The organism is Rhizobium pantanalense, from assembly GCF_030182525.1.
GTDB lineage: Bacteria > Pseudomonadota > Alphaproteobacteria > Rhizobiales > Rhizobiaceae > Rhizobium.
The window spans coordinates 143955-166368 of the sequence record NZ_JAQJCH010000016.1 but is presented as its reverse complement, the minus strand read 5'-3'; the positions used below and the strand labels follow the sequence as shown (position 1 = coordinate 166368).

Below are 22414 nucleotides of genomic sequence, written 5' to 3'. Positions count from 1 at the left end.
ATACTTCAGGGGTCTAGCAAGATGGCCGCGTTCGGCAGAGCTAATTCGGGTCAGCATTTCCTCAACAAAGAAGAATCATTCATGTATGACCGCGAGGTGCGGTTTCGCATGGAAGACACCATGAATGCGGCGCGCCTCGAATACACCGAAAAGGGCGTGATGAACCTTGCGTCCCGCCGCTGCGATATTATCCGCATCTCGCAGAGCAGTGCGGTTCTCGCGATCCTCACCCAGTATAATCTGCCGAAGCAGTTCTATCTGGATATCCCCGACGCGCGCATCACCAAGATCGGCTGCGTGCTGATGAAGGTCTTCTCCAACAACACGGTCGAGGTCCGCTTCCTGCGGCTTCTCACGGAGAAGGAAATGAACAAGATCTTCGTCTACAGCACGCACCCGGCCCATAAGAACCGCGTGCTCGATATCAGATCCTGATCAACGACCCACAAGAAACGGCTTCGCACGCTCCGTTCGGCTGACGGTTCAGATTTCCGTCCGCCATTTTTCGAGCGCATCCTCAAGACATTTGATCAGCGGCAGCCTGCCATTTTCCTGCAGCCATTTGTCGACTGACAGGCGCAGCGGGCTGACCGCAATCATCGAAACCAGCCGCAGACCGTCGCGATTCTTCGTCGGAAACAGTTCGCACAGGGCTTCATAGGCGATTTGTTCGAGCTGCAGAGAGTTACCCCGCGAGCGGGCGCGCAGGGCATCGCTTTGGCGTAAAATCTTGGCCGTCTCAAGAAGCCGAGGTGCTTCCGCCTCGAGGCGAGCCACAAGTCCCAGCGTTGCCTGATGAACGACCTCGAGCGGTCGGCCGGCCAATGCATTCTCCATGATGCTGGTCCGCAGTGCGTCCATATATCTGTTCTGATGCGCCCGGAGAATATCGTCCTTGCTTTTGAAGTAATAAAAGAAAGTCCGGCGGGAAATCCCGGCCGCTGCCGCAATCTCCTCGATCGTCGTTTCCTGATAGCCTTTCGCCATAAAGGATTTCATCCCGACGTCCGCTATGCGTTGAAAGGTCAGGCGGCGCTTGCATTCGCGCAGGCCTTCCGGCTTGGATGGTGCATCGTGCATTCGATCATTTTGGCATGAGTCGCAACGCCGCTCAAATCTGGCGCATGCCTTGCGGCTCCTGCTCTGCGGTCTCAATCTCCGGTGAAATAAATTCTCCGCTTCGCTCCTCGATTGCCGCAAATCGGCCGACATTAATATTACACTCAGTGCGATAATTAATATTGATGCTGATGTTCATAACCCGGTGCAGGAGCACAAACATCCATGGCAGCCAATGCAATCTCAAATCACGATGGAAGTAAGACCTATGGTCCATATGCGGCCGAAAGCCGTCGGAGGCCTGAAATTTGCTCGATGGCTCTGCTGTTGAGCGTGCTAGGGGGCTGTGCCGCCGCGCCGCTGGATCGGGCGGGATCCCTGCGGTCCTATGATGGCCTGACCCGATCGGACGGGTTGGTCGCGCACTCGCTTCTGAGGGTGAGCAAGGACGATGTTCTTGCGGCCAAAACCGTGAAGATCATTCCCACGACCTTTTCCATGCGCGCCGAAAGCGCCGCCTTCACACCCAAACAGCGTGATCTCGTTACTAATGCCGTCGATAGGGCGCTTTGTTCCGGATTGAGCGAACGCTTCGCCGTCGTCGGTCTGTCCGAGCCGGCAGATTTGACCGTCCGCGCCGTCGTGACGCAGGTTAAGGCAACCAATCCTACCGCCGTCGGGGTCTCGAAAGTTGCCTCCGTGGGCAAGAGCGTATTGCTGCCGGGTGTACCAGTGCCCGTTCCGCGTATTCCGATCGGCATGGGCAGCCTCTCGCTCGAGGCGGAGGCTTTCAATCCCCAGGGTGCGCAGAAGGCAGTCATGATCTGGGGACGTGGTGCGAACGCATTTTTTGATTCGGGCACGGTCGCCAAGGAAGGGGATGCCTATAGCCTCGCCGCCAAATTCGGCGGCGATTTCAGTAAGATGCTGGTTAAGGGCAAGACGCCGTTCGGCGCGGCGCCCTCGTTCCCTTCCAGGGCTAAATTGGCGGCCCTCGTCGGTCGCGCGCCCAAGTATGAGGCCTGCAAGGCGTTCGGGAAGTCACCGGGTGTAACCGGCTTCGTCGGAGCACGCCTCGGCCTTCCGCCTGCCTGGACCGACAAGGCTCCGCCGGAAGCAGGAACCACGGCACCGAAAGCTCCTTGATCAGCCTTCGATGCCGCCCTGCCGAGCCGCCCTGCCGAAATCCGGAGGACAATCTCAGTGGCGGAACAGGACGCTCGCGCCCTGATCCGCCGGTCCTGCGGCGTGGCGGAACGGCGCGAAGAGCTCGCGGCCCATGCCGAACTCGTTCTCCGAGAGATCGGCTACGACCGGCTCTCGCTCGGCCAGGTCAGCAGCATCGACGAGGACTTCCAGCGTGCCGGCGATCGCATCGATGCGGATGATGTCGCCTTCCCGGATGCGGGCGATCGGGCCGCCGTCGACGGCCTCCGGCGTCACATGGATGGCGGCCGGAACCTTGCCCGAGGCGCCGGACATGCGCCCGTCGGTCAAGAGCGCCACGCGGAAACCGCGATCCTGCAGCACGCCGAGCGCGGGCGTCAGCTTGTGCAACTCGGGCATGCCGTTAGCCTTCGGTCCCTGGAAGCGGACGACGGCGACGAAATCGCGGTTCAGCTTGCCGTCCTTGAAGGCCTGCTGCATCTCCAGCTGGTCGTGGAAGATCACGGCCGGCGCTTCGATGATGTGGCGCTCCGGCTTGACGGCGGAGATCTTGATGACCGCCTTGCCGATATTGCCGCGCAGCATCTTCAGCCCGCCATTGCTCTGGAAGGGCGTGTCGATGCTTGCCAGCACCTTCGGGTCGTGGCTTTTATCCGGGGCAGGCTCGCGCACCACATTGCCGTCGGCGCCGAGCTTGACATCGATGGAGTAGCTCTCGAGGCCTTGGCCGTAGACGGTGCGCACGTCATCGTGCAGCAGCCCCTTCTTCAGGAGCTCCTTGATAAGGAAGCCCATGCCGCCGGCGGCATGGAAATGGTTCACGTCGGCAAGCCCGTTCGGATAGACGCGGGCAAGCAGCGGGATGATGTCGGAAAGCTCGGAAATATCCTGCCAGGTGAGCACGATGCCGGCGGCGCGCGCCATGGCGACGATGTGCATCGTATGGTTCGTCGAGCCGCCCGTCGCATGCAGGCCGACGACGCCGTTGACGATCGAACGCTCGTCGATCATCTCGCCGGCCGGCGTGAACTCATTGCCCATGGCGGTGATGGCGAGCGCACGCTTGGTCGCCTCGCGCGTCAGAGCTTCGCGCAGCGGTGTGCCGGGGTTGACGAAGGAGGCGCCCGGCATGTGAAAGCCCATGATTTCCATTAGCATCTGGTTCGAATTCGCCGTGCCGTAGAAGGTGCAGGTGCCGGGACCATGATAGGATTTCGATTCCGCCTCCAGCAGCTCAGCGCGGCCGACCTTGCCCTCGGCATAGAGCTGGCGCACGCGCGACTTCTCGTCGTTCGGCAGGCCCGAGGTCATCGGCCCGGCCGGAATGAAGACGGCAGGCAGATGGCCGAAGGAGAGAGCGGCGATGACGAGGCCGGGAACGATCTTGTCGCAGACGCCGAGGAAGACAGCCGCATCGAACATATTGTGCGACAGGCCGACGGCGGCCGACATGGCAATCAAGTCGCGCGAGAAGAGCGAGAGTTCCATGCCCGGCTGTCCCTGCGTGACGCCGTCGCACATGGCCGGTACGCCGCCGGCCACCTGGGCGATGCCGCCCGCTTCGGCCGCCGCCTCGCGGATGATCGCAGGATAGGTCTCGAAGGGCTGATGCGCCGAGAGCATGTCGTTATAGGAGGTGATGATCCCGAGATTGGGCACCTGGTCTCCCGCCAGTGCGTCCTTCTCGGAGGGGGAACAGATGGCGAAGCCATGCGCAAGGTTGGCGCAGCCGAGAACGGAGCGTTGCGCTCCCTTGCTCGCGGCGCTGCGCAGGCGGTCCAGATAGCGCTCGCGCGTCGGCTTCGAGCGCTCGACGATGCGTGCGGTAATCGCTGATATGCGGGCGTCAGCGGCCATGGTCGATCTGCCTCCGTCTGTTCTGCGCGATGCCCGTGAGATCTGTTTCGGTAAAGGGCGCGGCGCGGGATCTAAAAGTCAATGCTCTGCCGCTGCACCCGCAAGGGCACATGGCGCAGCATAGGTTGCTGTGTCATTCAGGGTTCGATGACGAGGCCTTGCGGCCGTGTCAGGGAGCCCAATAAATCTCGACCGGTGAAGCCGCCCGTCGCAGCATGGAGCGGATCGGCATCTCGGTTTCCTCGCCCACCGCTTCGGCTTTGGCGAGAACCTCTTTCTTTCCTTCTCCCTCGATATGGAGCACCAGCAATCGGGCATCCTGAAGGCTGGAGAAAGTGAATGTCAGGCGCGGCTCACCGGCACCTTCCGCTTCCATCGTGATGATGCCGCGCGGGGTGTTCGGATCGAGTGCGGTTGCGAGATTGCTGCCGCCAGGAAAGAAAGAGGCCGTGTGGCCGTCATTGCCCATGCCGAGGATGGCAACATCGAAGGGATGGCCAACAGCCTTGGTCTTTTCGGTGGCGATGACCGCGGCTTCTTCGACGGAAGCCGCGGCCTGATAGAGCGGAAGGAACTTGGCGGCAGCCGCCTTGTCCCTCAGCAGGTTTTCCTGAACGAGCAGGTGGTTCGAACGCGGATTGTCCGCCGGCACGAACCGCTCGTCGACGAGGGTGATCGTCACCTTCCCCCATTCGATCGAGCGCGATGACAGCGCCTGGAAGAAGGCCTTTGGCGTCGAGCCGCCAGAGACCGCGATGCTTGCGGAGCCGCGCGTCGCGACGGCGTCCGAGAGGGTCTCGGCCACCTTGTCCGCGAGCTTGCCGGCGAGTTCGGCACCATTGGCAAAAGCATGCATGTTCGCTGTCATCGTTACCGTCCCAGATTAGATATCGTCGTGCCAGGTGCGGCCATCACGCTCGATGAGCGCGATAGCCTGGCTCGGACCCCAGGTGCCTGCCGTGTAGCCCTGCACCTGCTGGCTGGCTTCTTCCCAACCCTTGAGGATCGGGTCGACCCATTCCCATGCGGCTTCCACTTCGTCGCGGCGCATGAACAGCGTCTGGTTGGAGCGGATGACGTCCATCAGCAGGCGCTCGTAGGCATCCGGATTGCGGACGTTGAAGGCAGACGCGAAGCTCATGTCGAGCGAGACGTTGCGCAGGCGCATGCCGCCCGGGCCTGGATCCTTGATCATCAGCGACTGCTTGACGCCTTCATCCGGCTGCAAGCGGATGATCAGCTGGTTGGCGACGATGCGGCCGGCAGCCTGATCGAAGATGGTGTGCGGAATGTGCTTGAAGGTGATGACGATCTCCGACATGCGGCCGGCGAGACGCTTGCCGGTGCGGATGTAGAAGGGAACGCCAGCCCAGCGCCAGTTGCCGATTTCGGCCTTAATGGCGACGAAGGTTTCGGTGTTGGAAACGCCCCCTTCCAGTTCGTCGAGGTAGCCCTTGACCGGGCCGCCTGCCGAAGCGCCAGCGCGGTACTGACCGCGAACCGTTGCCTGCTCGACATTGGAAGCGTCGATCGGCTTCAACGCGCGCAGTACCTTCAGCTTCTCGTCGCGAACGGCTTCCGAATCCATCGAGGAGGGGATTTCCATCGCGGTCAAGCAGAGGAGCTGCAGGATGTGATTCTGCACCATGTCGCGCAGGGCGCCAGCCGTGTCGTAGTAGCCGGCGCGGCCTTCGAGACCGACCGATTCAGCGACGGTGATCTGCACGTGGTCGATATGATTGGCATTCCACAGCGGCTCGTAGAGAGCGTTGGCAAAGCGCAGTGCCATCAGGTTCTGCACGGTTTCCTTGCCGAGATAGTGGTCGATACGGAAGATCTGCTCTTCCTTGAAGACCTTGCCGATCGTATCGTTCAGCTGCAGGGCGGATGCGAGGTCGCGGCCAATCGGCTTTTCGACCACGATGCGGGTCTGCTTGGTGATCAGCTTGTGATCGTGGATCTTCTGCGAGATGTCGCCGAAGATGCCCGGAGCGACGGCGAGATAGAAGGCACGGACGCGCTCCTTGCCTTCGTCCAGGATCTTTTTGAGCTGATCCCAGCCGGCGTCGCTGCGGGCGTCGACGGGTACGTAGAACAGGCGAGCCAGGAACTTCTTGACCTCGGCGTCGTCATATTCGCCCTTCTTCAGGTGTTCCTTGAGGGCGGCGTCGGCAAATTTGCGGTATTCTTCATTGGAAAGCGCACTGCGCGAAGCGCCGATGATGCGGGTCGGCTCGGAAAACTGACCTTCGACCTGACGATGGTAAAGAGCGGGCAGGAGCTTGCGTTCGGCAAGGTCGCCGCTGCCGCCGAAAACGACATAATCAAATGGTTCAACGGGAATGATTTGGCTGCTCATGAGCTATCTCTCAATCGGTCTTGGTTGAGGCCCCTTTTAATCTAATCGATTTAAAAAGGCCAGTGTGCATCGCAAAATTCAGATGCGGCTTTTTAGAGCGGATTGCCGGCGGAAGAAATCATCTTCCGGTTTTTAAAACCTGTCGCGCAACGCAAACCACGAGAGCGCCAGGAACAGCAGAGGCGCCCGCATGCGCGCACCGCCGGGGAAGGGCGGAATGTTCAGCTCCTTAAACAGATGAAGTTCATCCGCATTCCCGAGAACCGTTTTCGCATAAAGTTTACCGCAATAATTTGACAGCATCACCCCGTGGCCGGAATAGCCGCCGATGGAAGTGACTCCAGGCATGACTTCGCGCACGAAGGGCTGGCGCGGCATGGTGATGCCGACCGAACCGCCCCAGGCGTAATCGATGTTGATATCGCCGAGGGCCGGATAGATTTCGGTGATCTGCCGGCGTATGTGCTGCGTTATGTCGCGTGGATTGTCCGCCGTATAGGCCTCGCGCCCGCCGAACAGCAGGCGTCCATCCTTGGATTTGCGGAAATAGCGCACGACGAATCGCGAATCGGCCACGGCCTCGTTGCCGGGAAGAACCTGTGGGAAGCGGTCCAGCGGTTGCGTTGCGCCGATGAAGGAGCGGATCGGCATGACGTGACTTGCCGTCACCGGCTCGAGGTTGCCGATATAGCCGTTACAAGCGATCAGCACGCGGTCGGCGGTGATCTCGCCGCCATCCGTGTCGATAACGGTCTTGCCGCCCGTTTGGCGAAAGCCCTTTGCCTTGGTCATCTCAAAGAGGGCGGCACCGGCTTCGGCCGCGACGCGGGCGAGACCGATGAGCAGTTTCAGCGGATGGATATGGCCCGTGCCCGTATCCCGGACGCCATAGAGATAGAATTGCGACCCCAGCCGTTCCTGGGTTTCGGCCTGATCCATGAAGGTCATATGCGGATAGCCGTAGCGGGTCGCCGCGATCTCCGCACTGTCCATATAGTCGCGCTTATAGCTGCGCTTGTGCGTGACATTCATCTGGCCGGGCAGAAAATCGATGTCGATGCCATGCTCCGACGCAAAATCGAGCAGATGCCGCTTGGCGTCTTCGGCTAGATCGAAGAGGGCTTTGGAGCGTTCATAGCCAATCTTCTCCTCGAGCTCTTCGGGCCACCAGCGCTGGCCGGTGCCGAGCTGGCCGCCGTTGCGGCCGGAGGCGCCGTCGCCGAAGCGGTTGGCGTCGATCAGGACGATGTCGGCACCACCCTTGGCGAGGTTGTAGGCGGCCTGAAGGCCGGTATAGCCGCCGCCGACGATTGCGATATCTGCCCGACGCGAGCCGTCGAGCTTCGGATAGATCGGACGCGGGCCGACGGTCGCCTGATAGAAGGAAAGTCCCGGCGCAATCGGGCTCTGCCATGTTTCCTGCAATGTCACGGCAATCTCCCTCACACGTTAAGCAGAAGGAATTCCCGCTCCCACGGGCTGATCACCTGCATGAAGGTCTCGAACTCACCGCGTTTGACGCCGGCATAGATGTCGATGAAATCTTTGCCGAGGACCTCCTCGAAAGCCGGTTCGTCCTCCATCAAGGCAATGGCCTCAAGCAGGCCGCGCGGCAGATCGATGGAGCCTTCATTCGCGGAATCCTCGGTGGGCGCCGTCGGCTCAACCTGCTTCATGATTCCGAGCAGGCCGGAGGCGAGAGAGGCGGCGAGTGCCAGATAGGGGTTGGCATCGGAGCTCGGCAGCCGGTTTTCCACACGTCTCGCCTGCGGATCGGAGATTGGCACGCGGAAAGCCGTGGTACGGTTGTCATAGCCCCAGGCATTGTTAACCGGGCAGGACATATTCGGCGCCAGCCGGCGATAGGAGTTCACATAGGGCGCCAGCATGGCGAGCGCATTCGGCACGAAGCGCTGCATGCCACCGATGAAATGGAAGAATTCGGGCGAGGGACTGCCATCCGGATTGGTGAAGACGTTCTTGCCCGTCTCGATATCCACGACCGACTGATGGATGTGCATTGCCGAGCCGGGCTGACTCTGCATCGGTTTGGCCATGAAGGTCGCGTAGATGCCATGCTTCAGCGCCGCCTCTCGGATCGTGCGCTTGAACATGAACACCTGGTCGGCAAGCTCGATCGGATCGCCATGACGCAGGTTGATCTCGAGCTGCGCCGGACCCTCTTCATGGATCAGCGTGTCGATCTCGAGACCCTGCTTTTCTGAGAAGTGATAGATGTCGTCGATCAGCTCGTCGAACTCGTTGATGCCGGCGATCGAATAGCCTTGGCCGCCGAGGATCGAGCGACCGGAACGACCCTTCGGCGGGTGCAGCGGATAATCCGGATCGTCATTCTTGGCGACGAGATAGAATTCGATTTCCGGCGCCACCACCGGTTTCCAACCGCGATCGCGATAGAGCCCCATGATGCGCTTCAGCACGTTACGCGGCGTATAGGAGACTTCCTGTCCCTCGGAATTGACGATATCGCAGATGACCTGCGCGGTCGGATCCGTTTCCCAGGGCACGACCGACAGCGTCGACAGGTCGGGGACCAGCTTCAGGTCATTGTCGCGCGGCTCGTAGCGGAAGCTTTCGGTCTCTTCCGGATATTCGCCGGAGATCGTGTGTCGATAGATCGCCGAGGGCAGTGCCAGCGACGTGTTCGAGGTGAATTTCGAGGTCGGCATCATCTTGCCGCGAGGCACGCCGGCAAGGTCCGGCGTGATGCATTCTATGTCCTCGATCCCGCGTGCCCGCAACCATTGCGCCGCTTCCTTCCAGTTTGCCACGCCGCGTGCCGATCTCAGACTGGGGGGTACTATTGGTGCTTTCGAGACGGGTATGGAAGCTTTCAGCGGGGTCTTTCTCGCGGGCATAAAACACCGTATTTGGGTTGATCGGTGAGTGCATCATAACTGCAGTTTGCCAATTGGCGAGGGGGAAAACCGCTCGGACTTTCGCCGTATGATGGAAAAATGACGAGAAAGCGCGGCGAAGAATAAAGGGCTGAAGCGTGACCGGCAGATATGATGTGATCGTCCTTGGCGCAGGCGCCGCCGGCATGATGTGCGCCATCCGCGCCGGCCAGCGCGGTCGGTCCGTTCTCGTGCTCGATCATGCCGCCGCACCTGGCGAAAAGATCCGCATTTCCGGCGGCGGCCGCTGCAATTTCACCAATATCCATGCAGGCCCGAAGAACTTCCTGTCCGCCAATCCGCATTTCGCCAAATCGGCGCTGGCGCGTTTCACGCCTGCCGATTTTCTGGCCATGGTCGAGCGCCATGGCATCGGCTGGCATGAAAAGACGCTCGGCCAGCTCTTTTGCGATGATAGTGCTAAGGACATCATCCGCATGCTGATCGACGAGATGCGCGCGGCCGGTGCGCAACTGCGACTGCGAACGGAGATCAGCGGCATCGAGCAGAGGGCAGGCGGCTATCGTGTCAGCACATCCGAAGGCGCCTTCGAAGCGTCCTCGCTGGTCGTCGCAACTGGCGGCAAGTCCATTCCCAAAATGGGGGCCACCGGTTTTGCCTATCGCATTGCCGAGCAATTCGGCTTGCCTGTCATCGAAACGCGGCCAGGCCTTGTGCCGCTGACGCTCGATCCGCAATTGCTTCAGCGTCTGGCGCCGTTGTCGGGCATTGCTGCCCCCGCCGAGATCCGACACGGCAAGACGGCATTCCGCGAGGCCCTGCTCTTTACCCATCGCGGTCTCAGCGGCCCCGCAATTCTGCAGATTTCCTCCTATTGGCGGGAAGGCGAGGACATCAACGTCGCAATCGAGCCCGATATCGATATTTTCGCACTTCTGAAGAAAGCCAAGCAGCTCAATGGCCGGCAATCGGCGCAGACGGCGCTTGCGGAAATCCTGCCGAAACGACTGGCTCAGCATATTGTCGAGAATGAGGGCATCTCCGGCAACATGGCAGATCTATCGGACAAACGCCTGCAGCAGCTTGCGGCTTCTATCCAGTCCTGGCCGGTCAAACCCTCTGGATCGGAAGGCTATCGCACCGCCGAAGTGACGCTCGGCGGCATCGACACGGCTTGCCTCGATTCGCGGACGATGCAGGCAAAGACCATTCCCGGCCTGTTCTTCATCGGCGAATGCGTCGACGTGACCGGCTGGCTCGGCGGCTATAATTTCCAATGGGCGTGGGCCTCCGGGCATGTAGCCGGCGAAGCGGCTTGAACTGCCGATTCAAGGCCTTGTCGGCGCCTTGAGAAAATGGAACCCGCCTCTGTTTCTCGCGTTTTCCTTTCCTACATTATTAGTGAATACATTGGCAGTTGCCGAAAGCACCATTTGCCGGTTATCGTGTCAGTGCGAAAATGGGAATATACTCATGAACAGAACACCTCGTCGCGCTCGCGCCATTGCAATCGCTCAGACCCGTGACAATGCCAAGCTTTTGGCGGCAAGACTGTTGATGTTGGCGACCGGCGTTACCGCCGCTTGCATCGCCTACCTTACCGTACGCGGCTTCTGATTTCAGCCGCCACATTGCTCTTGGCCCGTCGTTGAACGGCGGCCTTGGCTCGCGCACGGAGATAGATCTCTCCCTCCGCTTTTCAGCGTTTGATTGTATGCTGCGGGTCACACTACATCCTTATCTGAAAATTAATTAATCACGCCGACAATCCCAGTCGATTTCTTGGGGCGCTCTACTGCAAGCTGGAGCCGAAGCAATGATTGCTTCCCGACTTATACTCGGGAACCCCGCCTGCCGATATTTCAAGAATGATGATTATACATCCGGTCAGCGCCGAGGCGGCGTCGACGGGGGAGCGGTGTGTGAGAGGTCTGGGCCAAAATGTTCATTGACAAGATATTGTCGCGTTTCAACATCAAGACGAAAGTTCTGATATTCGTCCTGCCGTTCGTCATCAGCATTTCAGCCGTGGGCCTCACCGGGCTTTATGCGTCGGGCCTGCTTCAGGGCCGCATGGAGATCTCCAACAGCGTTCTGCAGTCCCTGACCGGGTTCAAGAACCTCTATGGTTCCATGGATGACTTCCTGCGCATCACCAATACACAGCAGCGCGACAAGCTCTATGAAGACATCAAGGCGCAGCAGGGCGTGTTGAATGCGACGCTCGGCCAGCTCGGTGCGGATGCGGATGGTCGCGACAATCTGACCGACGCGATGGCAAAGACCGCCGACATGTCCAACCTCGTCGGCAGGCTTTGGTCGCTGCACGAACAGGAACTCTCGCTGCGCAAGACGATCGACGACGCCCAGCGCGCCTTGATCAGTGCCCGCTTCAATGTCAATTTCAACAGCCAGCAGCTGGAAGACCGGATGCGCCAGGACCAGGCGGACGCGACCTCTACGCTTCGCTCCGCCGACCGCCTGCTGAAGGGCGGTGATATGCTGGCCTCTGTTGCCGAAGACTTCAACAAGGCCGCGACACCGGCCGACAAGGTCAAGCTCCTGAAGGACCGGCTGCCGGACCTGAACAAGGCACAGCGCTCTATCGACCTTGCCTTGCCGCAGAACCAGAAGAGTGTTGTCCAGTCGCTCGTGGGTACCATCAAGGATCTTGCTGCCTTCACCGAAAGCACGGATGTTCCGACCGACGATACGATCACCAATATCAGCCGGCTGCTTTCGCGCTTCCGCCAGACCTCGACCTATACGCAGCTGACGGCGACACAGATGATGCGCCAGGCGACCACGACCTTCGTCTCCCTCGATGCCCGCGTCGCGCAGACCAATTCCGTCCTGCAGGACACGCGCCGCCTTGAAGACTCGATTTATTCGCTGCAGCTCGTGCTGGCCGATTTCAACGCCAATACGAACAAGGACAATCTCGTCCGCCTGCGCCAGGAAGTCTCCAAGCTTGGTGGCGATATCGATACGCTGAACCAGAGCGCGAAGAGCATGGATTTTGCCGGCGACATCGACTCGGCCATTCGTCCGGCCATCAAATCCATGGATGAGGCCGGCGGCAAGCTGGTCGATACCATTAATCAGCGGATCGGCGAATATGCCAGCGCCCGCCAGCAGCTCGATCAGGTCTGGGGCCAGCTGACCGCTTTCGCCGAGACGCAGAAACAAAGTGCCGGCAGCGAGCGCAACCAGGCAAATTCCATATCCATCCTTGCAACCGCACTCGGCATCATCCTCTCCGTTGCTGGCGGCATCGCGCTCGTGCTGACCCTGCAGCGTCCGATTGGCCAGATCACCGCTGCCATGCGCCGCATCGCCGATGGCATGCTGGAGACCTCGATCTCCGGCGAGCAGCGCCGCGACGAAATCGGCGACATGGCCAGAGCCCTCGGCATCTTCAAGGAAAACGCCATTTCGAAGATCCGTGTCGAAGAGCAGAGCGACGAGGAGCGTGCTGCCGCAGAGCATGAACGCCAGCGCAACGACGCCGAAAAGCGCGAGCTCGACCGTCAGATCGACTATGCCGTCAGCGAGCTTGCCGCCGGTCTCGAGCGTCTTGCCCAAGGCGATATCTCGGCAACGATCGACACGCCCTTTATCGGCCGCCTCGAGCAGCTGCGCCAGGACTTCAATAGTTCGCTGTCCCGCCTGCAGCACACGCTGAGCCAGGTCCGCAGCAATGTCGAGATGATCCAGAGCAACGGCGCTCAGATGGCGGCTTCCGCCGAGGATCTCTCGAAGCGCACCGAGCAGCAGGCCTCTTCGCTGGAGCAGACCGCGGCTGCCGTCGACCAGATCACGACGACGGTCCGTTCATCTGCCGAGCGCGCGAAGGACGCCGATGCAATCGTGCGCGAAGCCAAGCGCAGCGCCGATGACAGCTCCGTCGTCGTCGGCAACGCCATCGATGCCATGTCGCGTATCGAGGACGCCTCGCGCCGGATCGAGCAGATCATCGGCGTCATCGACGAGATCGCTTTCCAGACCAACCTTCTTGCGCTCAATGCCGGTATCGAAGCCGCCCGCGCAGGCGATGCGGGCAAGGGCTTTGCCGTCGTCGCCATGGAGGTGCGCGAGCTGGCACAGCGCTCGGCCGCTGCCGCCAAGGAGATCAAGGGCCTCATCAACAAGTCGACCGAGGAGGTCAATTCCGGTTCGCAGTACGTGCAGGAGGCCGGTTCGGTGCTCGCGCAGATCAGCAGTCAGATCGTAACGATCAGCCACCATGTGGAAATGATCGCCCGCGCCAGCCACGATCAGGCAAGTGCGCTGCAGGAGGTCAACTCCTCCGTCAATCACATGGATCAGATGACTCAGCAGAATGCCGGCATGGTAGAAGAAACCACGGCGGCGAGCCGCGAGCTCGCCACCGAGGCCGATGCCCTGCTGCACCTTATCCTGCAGTTCAAGATCGAGACCGGCTATAGCGCGAACTACATGCGCGAGCAGGCGGCCTGACCGCAGCTGGTGTTGCTATCGCAGGCGGATCGGCCCATTTCCCGCCGGTCCGCCTTCTTCATTGCCTGATAGCGGTTGCGTACAGCGGCAAACCTCCGTCCAAGCCATTCAAAAAAGGGTGAGGGATCCCCGGCATTGTCGAGGTAGAACAGATCCTCGTTACGGCGCCATTGTTCTTCGCGCGCCAGGTTCCGTATTTCTATGGCTTTCGCCAGGGCGATGCTCTCCATCATGAGATGTCTCCTTGCTGTGAGGCATCCCTTCAACTACACATCGGAATTTTCTTTATAAATAGCCATTTTTGCCTTATGTTTTTCATTTATGAAAAACACGACCTGGGATTCCTATCAGCTTTTTCTGGATGTCGCCCGTGGCGGCGGCCTGACCGGCGCGGTCGCTTCTAGCGGCTTGAGCCCGGCGACGATCGGCCGGCGCATGCTGGAGCTGGAGGGGCAGATCGGACGCCCGCTGTTCGAGCGCAGCCAGGCGGGCTACACGCTGACCGGCAACGGCCAGGCCCTGTTCGACCAACTGCTGGAGATGGAAGCGGCCGCCCGCAAGGTCGATAGCTGGCAGCGCGATGCCCAGGGTGCATCCATCGTCCGCATCGCTGCCGGCACCTGGGTCGGCTGGCTGCTCAGCCAGAACATGCCGACTATCTGTTCGGAGCGGGACGGGTTCCGCATCGACCTTCATCTCGGCGAACGTCGCGCCAGCCTCGCCCATCGCGAAAGCGATATCGGTATCCGCGCCTTCGAGCCGGAGGAGACCAATCTCGCCGCCATCAAGACCGGCGATGTCGCCTATGCCGCCTATCAGGCCCGCAACATGCGCTTTTCCGGCCCGCAGCGCTGGATCGCGGTAGCGGAGGAGGAGGCGATCTCGGCCTATCTGCGCTGGCCGCATCAGAACAAGCGCGAGGAAATCGCCTTTACGGTCAGTCGCCCGCGTTCGCTGCACGATCTGGTGCTTGCCGGATCCGGCATTGCCGTACTGCCCTGCTTCGTCGGCGACCAGGAGCCGCGGCTGGAGCGGGTCGGCGAGGAAATCCCGGAGCTGCGCCATCGGCAGTGGATCGTCATGAACAATGCTGACCGTCATCGCCGGGAAATCCGGACCGTGGTCGACCGCATGACCAAATTGCTGAAAAGTCATGCCGAGCTCTTTGCCGGCAAGCGCCCAACCTATCTGTGAAAGAACCGGTGGCAATTGGCCACCGGTTCGCGCTTCTTCACCGGGCCGCGTCGCCCCAGCGATATTCGACCGTGGCTTCGTCAAGCTTCGCCTTCAGCTCCGGATCGAGCTGGAGATCGATGGCGGCCAGCGTATCCGTCAACTGGTCGGGACGGCTGGCGCCGATGATGGCTGAGGTGATGACCGGATTGGCGGCGACCCAGGCGACAGCAAGCTTGGTCAGCGACTGCCCGGCTTCTTCGGCGATGCCGCGGAGCTTCTCGATCGTCGCAAATTCGCGTTCATGCCAATAGCGCTGCAGATAATTGCTGCCGGCGCTGCGCAGTTGCGAGCTGAAGCGGCCTTCGGTCGGTGCGACATCATGCTTGTGCTTGCCGGTGAGAAGGCCGCCGGCGATCGGGTTGTAGGGGATGACGGCGATGCGCTGCTCTTCGGCCAAGGGAAGCAGTTCGCGCTCGATCTGGCGGAACAGCAGATTGTAGCGTGGCTGCACCGAAACGAAGCGGGCTGTCCGCAAAAAATCGGCGCGACCGAGCGCCAGTGCCAGCCGGTAGGCGAGGAAGTTGGACACGCCGACATAGCGAGCCTTGCCCGAGCGCACGATAATGTCGAGCGCCTCCAGCGTCTCGTCGAGCGGTGTTTCGCGATCGTCCGAATGCAGCTGGTAAAGATCGACATAATCGGTGCCGAGCCGCCGCAGCGAAGCATCGATGGCGTCGAGAAGATGCTTGCGCGACGCGCCCTGATCCCAGGGAGACGGGCCGACCTTTCCGACAGCCTTCGTCGCAACGATGAAGCGGTCGCGCTTGCCCTTCAGCCAGCGGCCGACAATCTCTTCGGTGCGGCCGGCAAGCTGTTCACCGCCTCCCAGCGGATAGACGTCTGCCGTGTCGATGAAATTGACGCCGGCATCCGCGGCCTTGTCGAGAATGGCATGAGCTATGTCTTCCTGCTCGATCTGCAGGCCGAAGGTCATCGTACCCAGGCAAAGGCGCGAGACGCTGAGACCGGTATTGCCGAATTTTTGATACTGCATGATAGGCCCCCGATGATGGGTTTGAATTTGCCCGCTGGGCAGGATGACGAAACAGGCTTGAGAATGTCCGCGGACGAGAACACCGCGATGTTAGCAAAGCCGGCTTCCGCATTCACGCGCGAAGCAGGCCCTGCGTTCACAATTGCGTGCGAAGGGCATGTCTCTTGGCGGGCAATTTTACGGCGCGATCGATCGTTTTCGGGGAAAACGGCTAAAGCTTATGCCTGCTTGCTTTTTCCCTTGTCGCCTTCCGATTTCCTTTCTAGTCTAACGGGAAAAACAGAGGGTTGGGTATCGCCTGGATGCCCTTGAACAAAACAGGAGAGACTATGAAGTCCATGTTCGCACGGCTTGCAGCAACGGCGTTTGCCGTCGTTTCGCTGGCTACGGTCGCTCAGGCAGAAGACAAGGTCGTCAATATCTATAACTGGTCGGATTACATCGACAATTCGATCCTGGAGGATTTCACCAAGGAAACCGGCATCAAGGTCGTCTACGACACCTTCGACCAGAACGAGACGCTCGAAACCAAGTTGTTGGCCGGCAAGACCGGCTATGACATCGTCGTGCCGACGGCCTATTTCCTGCAGCGCCAGATCAAGGCTGGTGTCTTCCAGAAGCTCGACAAGTCCAAGCTGCCAAATCTCTCCAACATGTGGGATACGGTGCAGCAGCGCATCGCCACCTATGATCCCGGCAACCAATACGCCATCGACTATATGTGGGGCACGAGCGGTGTCGGCTACAACGTCGACAAGGTGAAACAGATCCTCGGCACCGACGATGCTCCCGATATCAACGTGATCTTCGATCCGAAGCTCGCCGCCAAGTTCAAGGATTGCGGCATCTACGTGCTGGATTCGCCGACCGACGTCATTCCGGCCGCCTTGCGCTATCTGGGCCTTGACCCGAATTCGACCAAGCAGGAAGACTTCAAGAAGGCCGAGGATCTCCTGACCGCGATCCGTCCCTTCGTGCGCAAGTTCCATTCCTCCGAATACATCAACGCGCTCGCCAATGGCGATATCTGCCTTGCTTTCGGCTATTCCGGCGACGTGCTGCAGGCCCGCAACCGTGCTGCCGAAGCCAAGAATGGCGTCAATATCGCCTATTCTATCCCGACGAAGGGCGCACAGATGTGGTTCGACGTCATGGCGATCCCCGCCGATGCGCCGCATGTCGAGGAGGCGCACATCTTCCTCAACTATATCATGAAGCCTGAGGTCATTGCCAAGGCGAGCAACTTCACCGCCTATGCCAACGGCAACAAGGCGTCGCAGCAGTTCGTGAGCAAGGATGTACTCGATGACCCGGCCGTTTATCCCACGGATGCGGTTCGCGAGAAACTATACACGCTGACCCCTTGGGACTCTAAAACGCAGCGCGTGGCGACGCGCTTGTGGACAAAGGTCACGACAGGCCAATAAATCGAAGCGGCCCGGACGGTAACGTCCGGGCCTTTCCTTATGAGGATAAAGTTAGGAATCACGAGCGGGCCGGGATGGGGAAGAGCCGGCGCGACGCGCGCCCACAAGGGCGTTCAATTGGGGATAGATAATGAAGTCACTCGGTAATATCCGGCGTTCCTTTGCTCCTTGGACCGACCCTTCGGCCAAGCCTTACATTTCCTTCAAGAACGTGACGAAGAAATTCGGTGATTTCACCGCCGTCGATAATCTCTCCCTGAATATCTACAATCGCGAATTCTTCGCTCTTCTCGGCGCATCCGGCTGCGGCAAGTCCACGCTTTTGCGCATGCTGGCGGGCTTCGAGCAGCCGACGACTGGCGAAATCGTGCTCGATGATCAGGACCTTGCCGGCACGCCGCCCTACCGCCGCCCAGTCAACATGATGTTTCAGTCCTACGCGCTGTTTCCGCATATGTCGGTGGAGAAGAATATCGCCTTCGGCCTTCGCCAGGATGGCATGCCGAAAGCCGAGATCGACGATCGCGTCGCGCAGATGCTGAAGCTCGTGAAGCTCGAACAGTTCGCCAAGCGCAAGCCCAACCAGCTATCCGGCGGCCAGCGCCAGCGCGTGGCCTTGGCTCGCTCGCTTGCAAAGCGCCCAAAGGTGCTGCTGCTCGACGAACCCCTTGGCGCGCTCGACAAGAAGCTACGCGAAGAGACGCAGTTCGAACTCATGGATCTGCAGCAGAGCCTGGGGCTGACCTTCGTTGTCGTCACTCACGATCAGGAAGAGGCGATGACCATGGCTGACCGCATCGCGGTCATGAGCCACGGCCAGGTGGTGCAGGTGGCAACGCCGGCCGAGATATACGAGGCGCCCAACTGCCGCTTCGTTGCCGACTTCATCGGCGATGTGAACATCCTCGACGGCAATGTCACTTCGACACAATCTGGCATCGTCGAGATGGCGGTCGAGTCGGGCTTCACGGTGCGCACGGCTTCCGGAGACACGCCCTCGGCGGGAAGCCGCGCCAGCCTCGCCATCCGTCCGGAGAAGCTCAGGGTGACGCCGCGTGCCCCGGCCAATGCCTCGGTCAATGCTGCCGAAGGCGAGATATGGGATATCGCCTATCTCGGCGACATGACCGTTTTCCACGTCAAGCTGAAGAGCGGGCAGGTGGTCAAGGCATCATCGCTGAACGCAGTTCGCGCCGTGGAAGAGCCCTTCGCCTATGACCAGAACGTCTGGGTCTCCTTCGACGAAAATGCCGGCGTCTTGCTGAAGGATTGATCATGAAAGCGCTCGGTTCCCTAATCTATCAGCGCCTCGTGATCATCGTTCCCTATGCCTGGTTGCTGATCTTCTTTCTCGCGCCTTTCCTGATCGTCTTCCGCATCTCGCTGTCGACGAAGGCCTTGTCGGTGCCGCCCTACGACCCATCCTTCGCCTGGAGCGACAGTTTCAGCGACTGGTGGGACAAGCTGCAGACCATGTCGTTCGACAATTACACATGGCTTGCCGGCGACCCGCTCTACATGAACGCCTATATCGAGAGCCTGCAGATCGCCGGCATCTCGACGCTTCTGACGCTGATCATCGCCTATCCGATCGCCTATGGCATGGCGCAGGCGCCACGCACGATCCGGCCGACATTGCTGATGCTGGTCATCCTGCCCTTCTGGACGAGCTTCCTGATCCGCGTCTATTCCTGGATGTCGATCCTCAGCACGACGGGCCTCCTGAACCAGCTGCTGATGGGGCTCGGCATCATCCATGAGCCGCTCGTCATTTTGAACACCAATACCGCGGTTTATATCGGCATGGTCTACTCTTACCTGCCCTTCATGGTGCTGCCGCTCTACTCCGCGCTCGAGAAGATGGACGGCACGCTGATCGAGGCGGCGCAGGATCTCGGCTGCACGCCGATCGGCGCCTTCTGGCGCGTCACCTTTCCGCTCTCGCTTCCTGGTGTTATCGCCGGCTGCATGCTGGTCTTCATCCCCGCTGTGGGCGAGTTCGTCATCCCCGATCTGCTCGGCGGCTCGCAGACGCTGATGATCGGCAAGGTGCTCTGGACGGAGTTCTACAGCAATACCGACTGGCCGCTGGCCTCGGCGGTGGCGACCATCCTCCTGCTGGTGCTGGTGGTGCCCATCGTCTTCTTCCAGCATTTCCAGGCCAGAGCCGATGAGAAGGGGAGATAACGTATGATCCGCTGGTCCCGCTTCAACATCGTCTCGGTCACACTCGGTCTGGCCTTCCTCTACCTGCCGATCCTGCTGCTGATCATCTATTCCTTCAACAGCTCGCGCCTCGTCACCGTCTGGGGCGGCTTCTCAACGCAATGGTACGTGCATCTTTTCAGCAATGATACGATGCTGAATGCCGCATGGCTGACGGTGCGCATCGCGCTGCTCTCGGCGACGATTGCGACGGTGCTCGGCACGCTCGCGGCCATTACCCTGGTACGCTATACGCGCTTCCGCGGCCGTATCCTGTTTTCGGGCATGATCTATGCGCCGCTGGTCATGCCTGATGTCATCACCGGCCTGTCGCTGTTGCTGCTCTTCGTCACCTCAGGCGTCGATCGCGGCTTCTGGACGATCGTCATGGCGCATACGACGCTCACCATGTGCTTCGTCGCCGTTGTCGTTCAGTCCCGCCTGCTGACCTTCGATCGCTCAATCGAGGAAGCGGCGATGGATCTCGGTGCGCCGCCGGTGCGCACCTTCTTCGAGGTGACACTGCCGATCATTGCGCCGGCCGTCTTCTCCGGCTGGGTGCTGGCCCTCACGCTGTCGCTCGATGATCTGGTGATTGCAACCTTCGCTTCGGGTGCCGGCGCGAAAACGCTGCCGATGCTGATCTACAGTCAGGTCAAGCTTGGCGTGACGCCGGAAATCAACGCCATCTGCACCATCCTGATCGGCGTGGTCGCCGTGGGCGTTATCTGCGCCTCCATCGCGACGAAGCGCCGGGAGGTCCAACGGCAGAGAGACGAGCAGGCGGCTGCAGCAGCTTGAAGTGCTGCGGCCGAAAGGCGTGAAAGAACTACGGCTGCTGTATGGGCTTTTGCAGAAGCGTTGCGACCGGCGAAATCACTGGATTCGGCCAGCTGCCGCCAATGAAGAAGGGCAGCATCGGCAGTTCGTCTGCGTCGGAGGGCGAGGTCGCCTCGAGCGCGCCGGAGAGTGCCAGCCCGTTGGTGCGGAACGGAACGACGCCGTTGAAGCTGATCGTTTCGTTGCGGCCCGCAATGGCCGCGTTCTGCACCTCGGCGGAACCCTTCGCAAAACTTGCATCCACGCTGATGCTGTCGAAGTCGAAAGAAGAATCGGCGATATCGCTCATCCGGAAGAAAGCCTTCTCGGCGGCGAGCGTCCGGAAGGTCGAGATATCGAATTGGCGAAACGATCCTGCCGACGAGGTGAAGTGCAGCGTGCCGGCGACATCACTGAGCGTGGCAACCCAGATCGGCTTCGAGGTGCTGAGCGAAAGATCCAAGGACGCCGATGACGGCATCGGCAACGGGCCTATCAGCTTCAGGCGCGTGAAGAGGCCACCGAAATCGGCGTTGCGGATCGATATCTGCAATTTGCCGCCGCCATCGAAGTCGCCTGGTGCGACCTCCAGATGCGCGGTCAGCGAACCGCTCTCGAAGCTGCTGTCGCCTATGTCGAATTTCGCCTTGCCGCCTGCCACCAGCAGGCTGGCGCCGATATTCTCGAACTGGAAGGGACCGAGAGCCGCCTTGTTCGACGACAGCCGCATATCGAGGTCGAGCCGCTGCAGCGGATTGCCGTTCAACAGCGCGTCGATGGCGGTTTCCGCGGCCAGACGCATGGAGAAGGCGGCCAGGAACGGATTGAGGTTCATCTGGTCGAAGGCAAGCGTACCGGAAATCTTCGGCTTGCCCGATTTCGTATAGTTCAGATCCATGATGCCGGAAGCGGCGGAATCGTTGACTTTGAAGCTAAGGTTGTTGAAGCGCAGACCGTTGTCGAATGCTGTGATATTGGCGCTGAGCGAGATATTCTTGAGGGCGTCGGCTGCCGGCAGACGCTGACCGCTCCAGGCGATGAAGGAGGGCACGTTCGGCACACTCAGATCCAGATTGCCCGAAAGTGCCGAAAAATCCGATATGCTGGTAATGCCTGTATAGGTCCAGCTGATCAGCGGCGAAACGAAGCTGGTCGTGGTGTTCACATTCTTGCCGGCGAAGAAGAGCAGGGGCTGCGTCGAGTCGAAGTTCAGCTTGATGTCCTGGCCGTTGAAGCGGGCAAGGATGACGGCGCTCAGCGATTGGGAAAGCCGCGGCCATGCGATGTCGGCATTGACGGCGTTCAGCTTGTAGATGCTGCCGCTGCGCTCGTCGGTCATTTCGACGCTTCCGTCCTCGATGGTCAGCATGCCGATGGCGGCATCCTGTTCCTTGCTCATCCGCATGCCCTGGCCGGAGGAGGTTTCGGCCTGTTCGATCGCCTTGGAAAGGCGGCCTTCGTTCGTCCAGTCGATCAGGCCGTTCTCGTCGCGGCGGATATAGAGGATCGGGCGCAGGAAATGGAATTCGTGAAAATGCGCATGCCCGCGGATCGCCGACCACAGCGAGAAATCCGCGGAGAGGCTGTCGACATGGCCGAGGACCTTGCCGTTTCGCGACGGCTCGCGGATGGTGACCTGATTGAGCGTCACGCGGGGCGTCGGCCAGAATTCGAGCGTTGGGTCGCCTTCGATCTGGGCTCGGTATCCCGTCCAGTCCGACAATGCCTTCTCGATGCCGGAGCGCACCAGACCGCTTGAAATCAGGAAAGGCGCGGTCGCTCTGAAGACAGCGAACACGATGAGGATCGTGAGAAGAATGATGCCGGTCGTCCGAGCAACGGCAGGCAGCCAGCGCGAGGCCGAACGCATCGTCAACCGCCACTTGTTGTTTTTCGAAGCTCTCATGATCCCGTGGAGACTCTTGAACTGATA

Annotated in this window: 19 protein-coding genes; 10 read left to right on the top strand and 9 right to left on the bottom strand. The window is 60.4% G+C overall.

Features of this window, described 5'->3' with window-relative positions:
• The first annotated feature begins 81 nt into the window (after positions 1-81).
• Complete coding sequence (locus PH558_RS31000) at positions 82-435, top strand: hypothetical protein (RefSeq protein ID WP_095436174.1); 354 nt, start codon at positions 82-84, stop codon at positions 433-435.
• Between the two features lie 48 nt (positions 436-483).
• On the opposite strand, the gene PH558_RS30995 is transcribed toward PH558_RS31000, so the two are convergent.
• Positions 484-1080 (bottom strand): TetR/AcrR family transcriptional regulator, encoded by a 597-nt coding sequence (locus PH558_RS30995; protein WP_285208172.1) that lies wholly within the window; start codon positions 1078-1080, stop codon positions 484-486.
• Positions 1081-1374: 294 nt separating this feature from the next.
• Between PH558_RS30995 and PH558_RS30990 the strand changes: the two genes are divergently transcribed.
• The gene (locus tag PH558_RS30990; RefSeq protein WP_483314213.1) at positions 1375-2205 is read left to right on the top strand and encodes a DUF3313 domain-containing protein; all 831 of its coding nucleotides are present in this window, start codon (positions 1375-1377) and stop codon (positions 2203-2205) included.
• A 54-nt stretch (positions 2206-2259) separates the two neighbouring features.
• Here PH558_RS30990 and edd read toward each other — a convergent pair whose 3' ends face one another.
• The 5 genes from edd to PH558_RS30965 all read right to left on the bottom strand — a co-directional run bounded on the left by edd (position 2260) and on the right by PH558_RS30965 (position 9321).
• On the bottom strand, positions 2260-4083 hold the full coding sequence (edd, locus tag PH558_RS30985) for a phosphogluconate dehydratase (RefSeq protein ID WP_095433978.1): 1824 nt from the start codon (positions 4081-4083) through the stop codon (positions 2260-2262).
• A gap of 169 nt (positions 4084-4252) precedes the next feature.
• On the bottom strand, positions 4253-4951 hold the full coding sequence (pgl, locus tag PH558_RS30980; protein WP_095433979.1) for a 6-phosphogluconolactonase: 699 nt from the start codon (positions 4949-4951) through the stop codon (positions 4253-4255).
• A 15-nt stretch (positions 4952-4966) separates the two neighbouring features.
• Complete coding sequence (zwf, locus tag PH558_RS30975) at positions 4967-6442, bottom strand: glucose-6-phosphate dehydrogenase (protein WP_095433980.1); 1476 nt, start codon at positions 6440-6442, stop codon at positions 4967-4969.
• Between the two features lie 132 nt (positions 6443-6574).
• On the bottom strand, positions 6575-7873 hold the full coding sequence (locus PH558_RS30970; RefSeq protein WP_285208170.1) for an NAD(P)/FAD-dependent oxidoreductase: 1299 nt from the start codon (positions 7871-7873) through the stop codon (positions 6575-6577).
• An 11-nt stretch (positions 7874-7884) separates the two neighbouring features.
• Positions 7885-9321 (bottom strand): glutamine synthetase family protein, encoded by a 1437-nt coding sequence (locus tag PH558_RS30965; protein WP_285208169.1) that lies wholly within the window; start codon positions 9319-9321, stop codon positions 7885-7887.
• Positions 9322-9458: 137 nt separating this feature from the next.
• Between PH558_RS30965 and PH558_RS30960 the strand changes: the two genes are divergently transcribed.
• From PH558_RS30960 to PH558_RS30950, 3 genes are all read left to right on the top strand, one after another.
• Positions 9459-10640 (top strand): BaiN/RdsA family NAD(P)/FAD-dependent oxidoreductase, encoded by a 1182-nt coding sequence (locus PH558_RS30960; RefSeq protein ID WP_483314212.1) that lies wholly within the window; start codon positions 9459-9461, stop codon positions 10638-10640.
• Between the two features lie 154 nt (positions 10641-10794).
• Positions 10795-10938: a hypothetical protein gene (locus PH558_RS30955; protein ID WP_285208168.1), complete on the top strand. Its 144-nt coding sequence runs from the start codon at positions 10795-10797 to the stop codon at positions 10936-10938.
• Between the two features lie 324 nt (positions 10939-11262).
• Complete coding sequence (locus tag PH558_RS30950; RefSeq protein ID WP_285208167.1) at positions 11263-13800, top strand: methyl-accepting chemotaxis protein; 2538 nt, start codon at positions 11263-11265, stop codon at positions 13798-13800.
• Here PH558_RS30950 and PH558_RS30945 read toward each other — a convergent pair.
• The gene (locus tag PH558_RS30945) at positions 13776-14033 is read right to left on the bottom strand and encodes a hypothetical protein (RefSeq protein ID WP_285208166.1); all 258 of its coding nucleotides are present in this window, start codon (positions 14031-14033) and stop codon (positions 13776-13778) included. The two genes, PH558_RS30950 and PH558_RS30945, sit on opposite strands and share 25 nt — an antisense overlap.
• Positions 14034-14121: 88 nt before the next feature.
• Between PH558_RS30945 and PH558_RS30940 the strand changes: the two genes are divergently transcribed.
• A complete protein-coding gene (locus tag PH558_RS30940; RefSeq protein ID WP_095433986.1) occupies positions 14122-14994 on the top strand; it encodes a LysR family transcriptional regulator in 873 nt (290 codons plus the stop codon).
• A gap of 37 nt (positions 14995-15031) precedes the next feature.
• On the opposite strand, the gene PH558_RS30935 is transcribed toward PH558_RS30940, so the two are convergent.
• Positions 15032-16030: an aldo/keto reductase gene (locus PH558_RS30935; RefSeq protein WP_285174495.1), complete on the bottom strand. Its 999-nt coding sequence runs from the start codon at positions 16028-16030 to the stop codon at positions 15032-15034.
• Between the two features lie 338 nt (positions 16031-16368).
• Here PH558_RS30935 and PH558_RS30930 point away from each other — a divergent pair, with 338 nt between their 5' ends.
• The 4 genes from PH558_RS30930 to PH558_RS30915 all read left to right on the top strand — a co-directional run bounded on the left by PH558_RS30930 (position 16369) and on the right by PH558_RS30915 (position 20463).
• Entirely contained in the window at positions 16369-17457 is a 1089-nt protein-coding gene (locus tag PH558_RS30930) for a polyamine ABC transporter substrate-binding protein (protein ID WP_244575304.1), read from the top strand.
• A 130-nt stretch (positions 17458-17587) separates the two neighbouring features.
• On the top strand, positions 17588-18730 hold the full coding sequence (locus PH558_RS30925; protein ID WP_095433989.1) for an ABC transporter ATP-binding protein: 1143 nt from the start codon (positions 17588-17590) through the stop codon (positions 18728-18730).
• 2 nt (positions 18731-18732) lie between these two features.
• Positions 18733-19644 (top strand): ABC transporter permease subunit, encoded by a 912-nt coding sequence (locus PH558_RS30920; protein WP_095433990.1) that lies wholly within the window; start codon positions 18733-18735, stop codon positions 19642-19644.
• A 3-nt stretch (positions 19645-19647) separates the two neighbouring features.
• Complete coding sequence (locus PH558_RS30915; protein WP_095433991.1) at positions 19648-20463, top strand: ABC transporter permease subunit; 816 nt, start codon at positions 19648-19650, stop codon at positions 20461-20463.
• Between the two features lie 28 nt (positions 20464-20491).
• Here the strand turns inward: PH558_RS30915 and PH558_RS30910 are convergent, their stop codons facing one another.
• Positions 20492-22387 (bottom strand): AsmA family protein, encoded by a 1896-nt coding sequence (locus PH558_RS30910; RefSeq protein WP_095436175.1) that lies wholly within the window; start codon positions 22385-22387, stop codon positions 20492-20494.
• Positions 22388-22414 lie beyond the last annotated feature (27 nt).

Excerpts from the sequence above, each read along its gene's own strand:
- PH558_RS30965 (WP_285208169.1), bottom strand. The coding sequence starts at position 9,321 with ATGCCCGCGAGAAAGACCCCGCTGAAAGCTTCCATACCCGTCTCGAAA.
- PH558_RS30940 (WP_095433986.1), top strand. The coding sequence starts at position 14,122 with ATGAAAAACACGACCTGGGATTCCTATCAGCTTTTTCTGGATGTCGCC.
- PH558_RS30930 (WP_244575304.1), top strand. The coding sequence starts at position 16,369 with ATGTTCGCACGGCTTGCAGCAACGGCGTTTGCCGTCGTTTCGCTGGCT.
- PH558_RS30990 (WP_483314213.1), top strand. The coding sequence starts at position 1,375 with ATGGCTCTGCTGTTGAGCGTGCTAGGGGGCTGTGCCGCCGCGCCGCTG.
- PH558_RS30955 (WP_285208168.1), top strand. The coding sequence starts at position 10,795 with ATGAACAGAACACCTCGTCGCGCTCGCGCCATTGCAATCGCTCAGACC.
- PH558_RS30925 (WP_095433989.1), top strand. The coding sequence starts at position 17,588 with ATGAAGTCACTCGGTAATATCCGGCGTTCCTTTGCTCCTTGGACCGAC.
- zwf (WP_095433980.1), bottom strand. The coding sequence starts at position 6,442 with ATGAGCAGCCAAATCATTCCCGTTGAACCATTTGATTATGTCGTTTTC.
- PH558_RS31000 (WP_095436174.1), top strand. The coding sequence starts at position 82 with ATGTATGACCGCGAGGTGCGGTTTCGCATGGAAGACACCATGAATGCG.
- PH558_RS30910 (WP_095436175.1), bottom strand. The coding sequence starts at position 22,387 with ATGAGAGCTTCGAAAAACAACAAGTGGCGGTTGACGATGCGTTCGGCC.
- PH558_RS30935 (WP_285174495.1), bottom strand. The coding sequence starts at position 16,030 with ATGCAGTATCAAAAATTCGGCAATACCGGTCTCAGCGTCTCGCGCCTT.
- PH558_RS30920 (WP_095433990.1), top strand. The coding sequence starts at position 18,733 with ATGAAAGCGCTCGGTTCCCTAATCTATCAGCGCCTCGTGATCATCGTT.
- edd (WP_095433978.1), bottom strand. The coding sequence starts at position 4,083 with ATGGCCGCTGACGCCCGCATATCAGCGATTACCGCACGCATCGTCGAG.
- pgl (WP_095433979.1), bottom strand. The coding sequence starts at position 4,951 with ATGACAGCGAACATGCATGCTTTTGCCAATGGTGCCGAACTCGCCGGC.
- PH558_RS30945 (WP_285208166.1), bottom strand. The coding sequence starts at position 14,033 with ATGATGGAGAGCATCGCCCTGGCGAAAGCCATAGAAATACGGAACCTG.
- PH558_RS30950 (WP_285208167.1), top strand. The coding sequence starts at position 11,263 with ATGTTCATTGACAAGATATTGTCGCGTTTCAACATCAAGACGAAAGTT.
- PH558_RS30995 (WP_285208172.1), bottom strand. The coding sequence starts at position 1,080 with ATGCACGATGCACCATCCAAGCCGGAAGGCCTGCGCGAATGCAAGCGC.
- PH558_RS30915 (WP_095433991.1), top strand. The coding sequence starts at position 19,648 with ATGATCCGCTGGTCCCGCTTCAACATCGTCTCGGTCACACTCGGTCTG.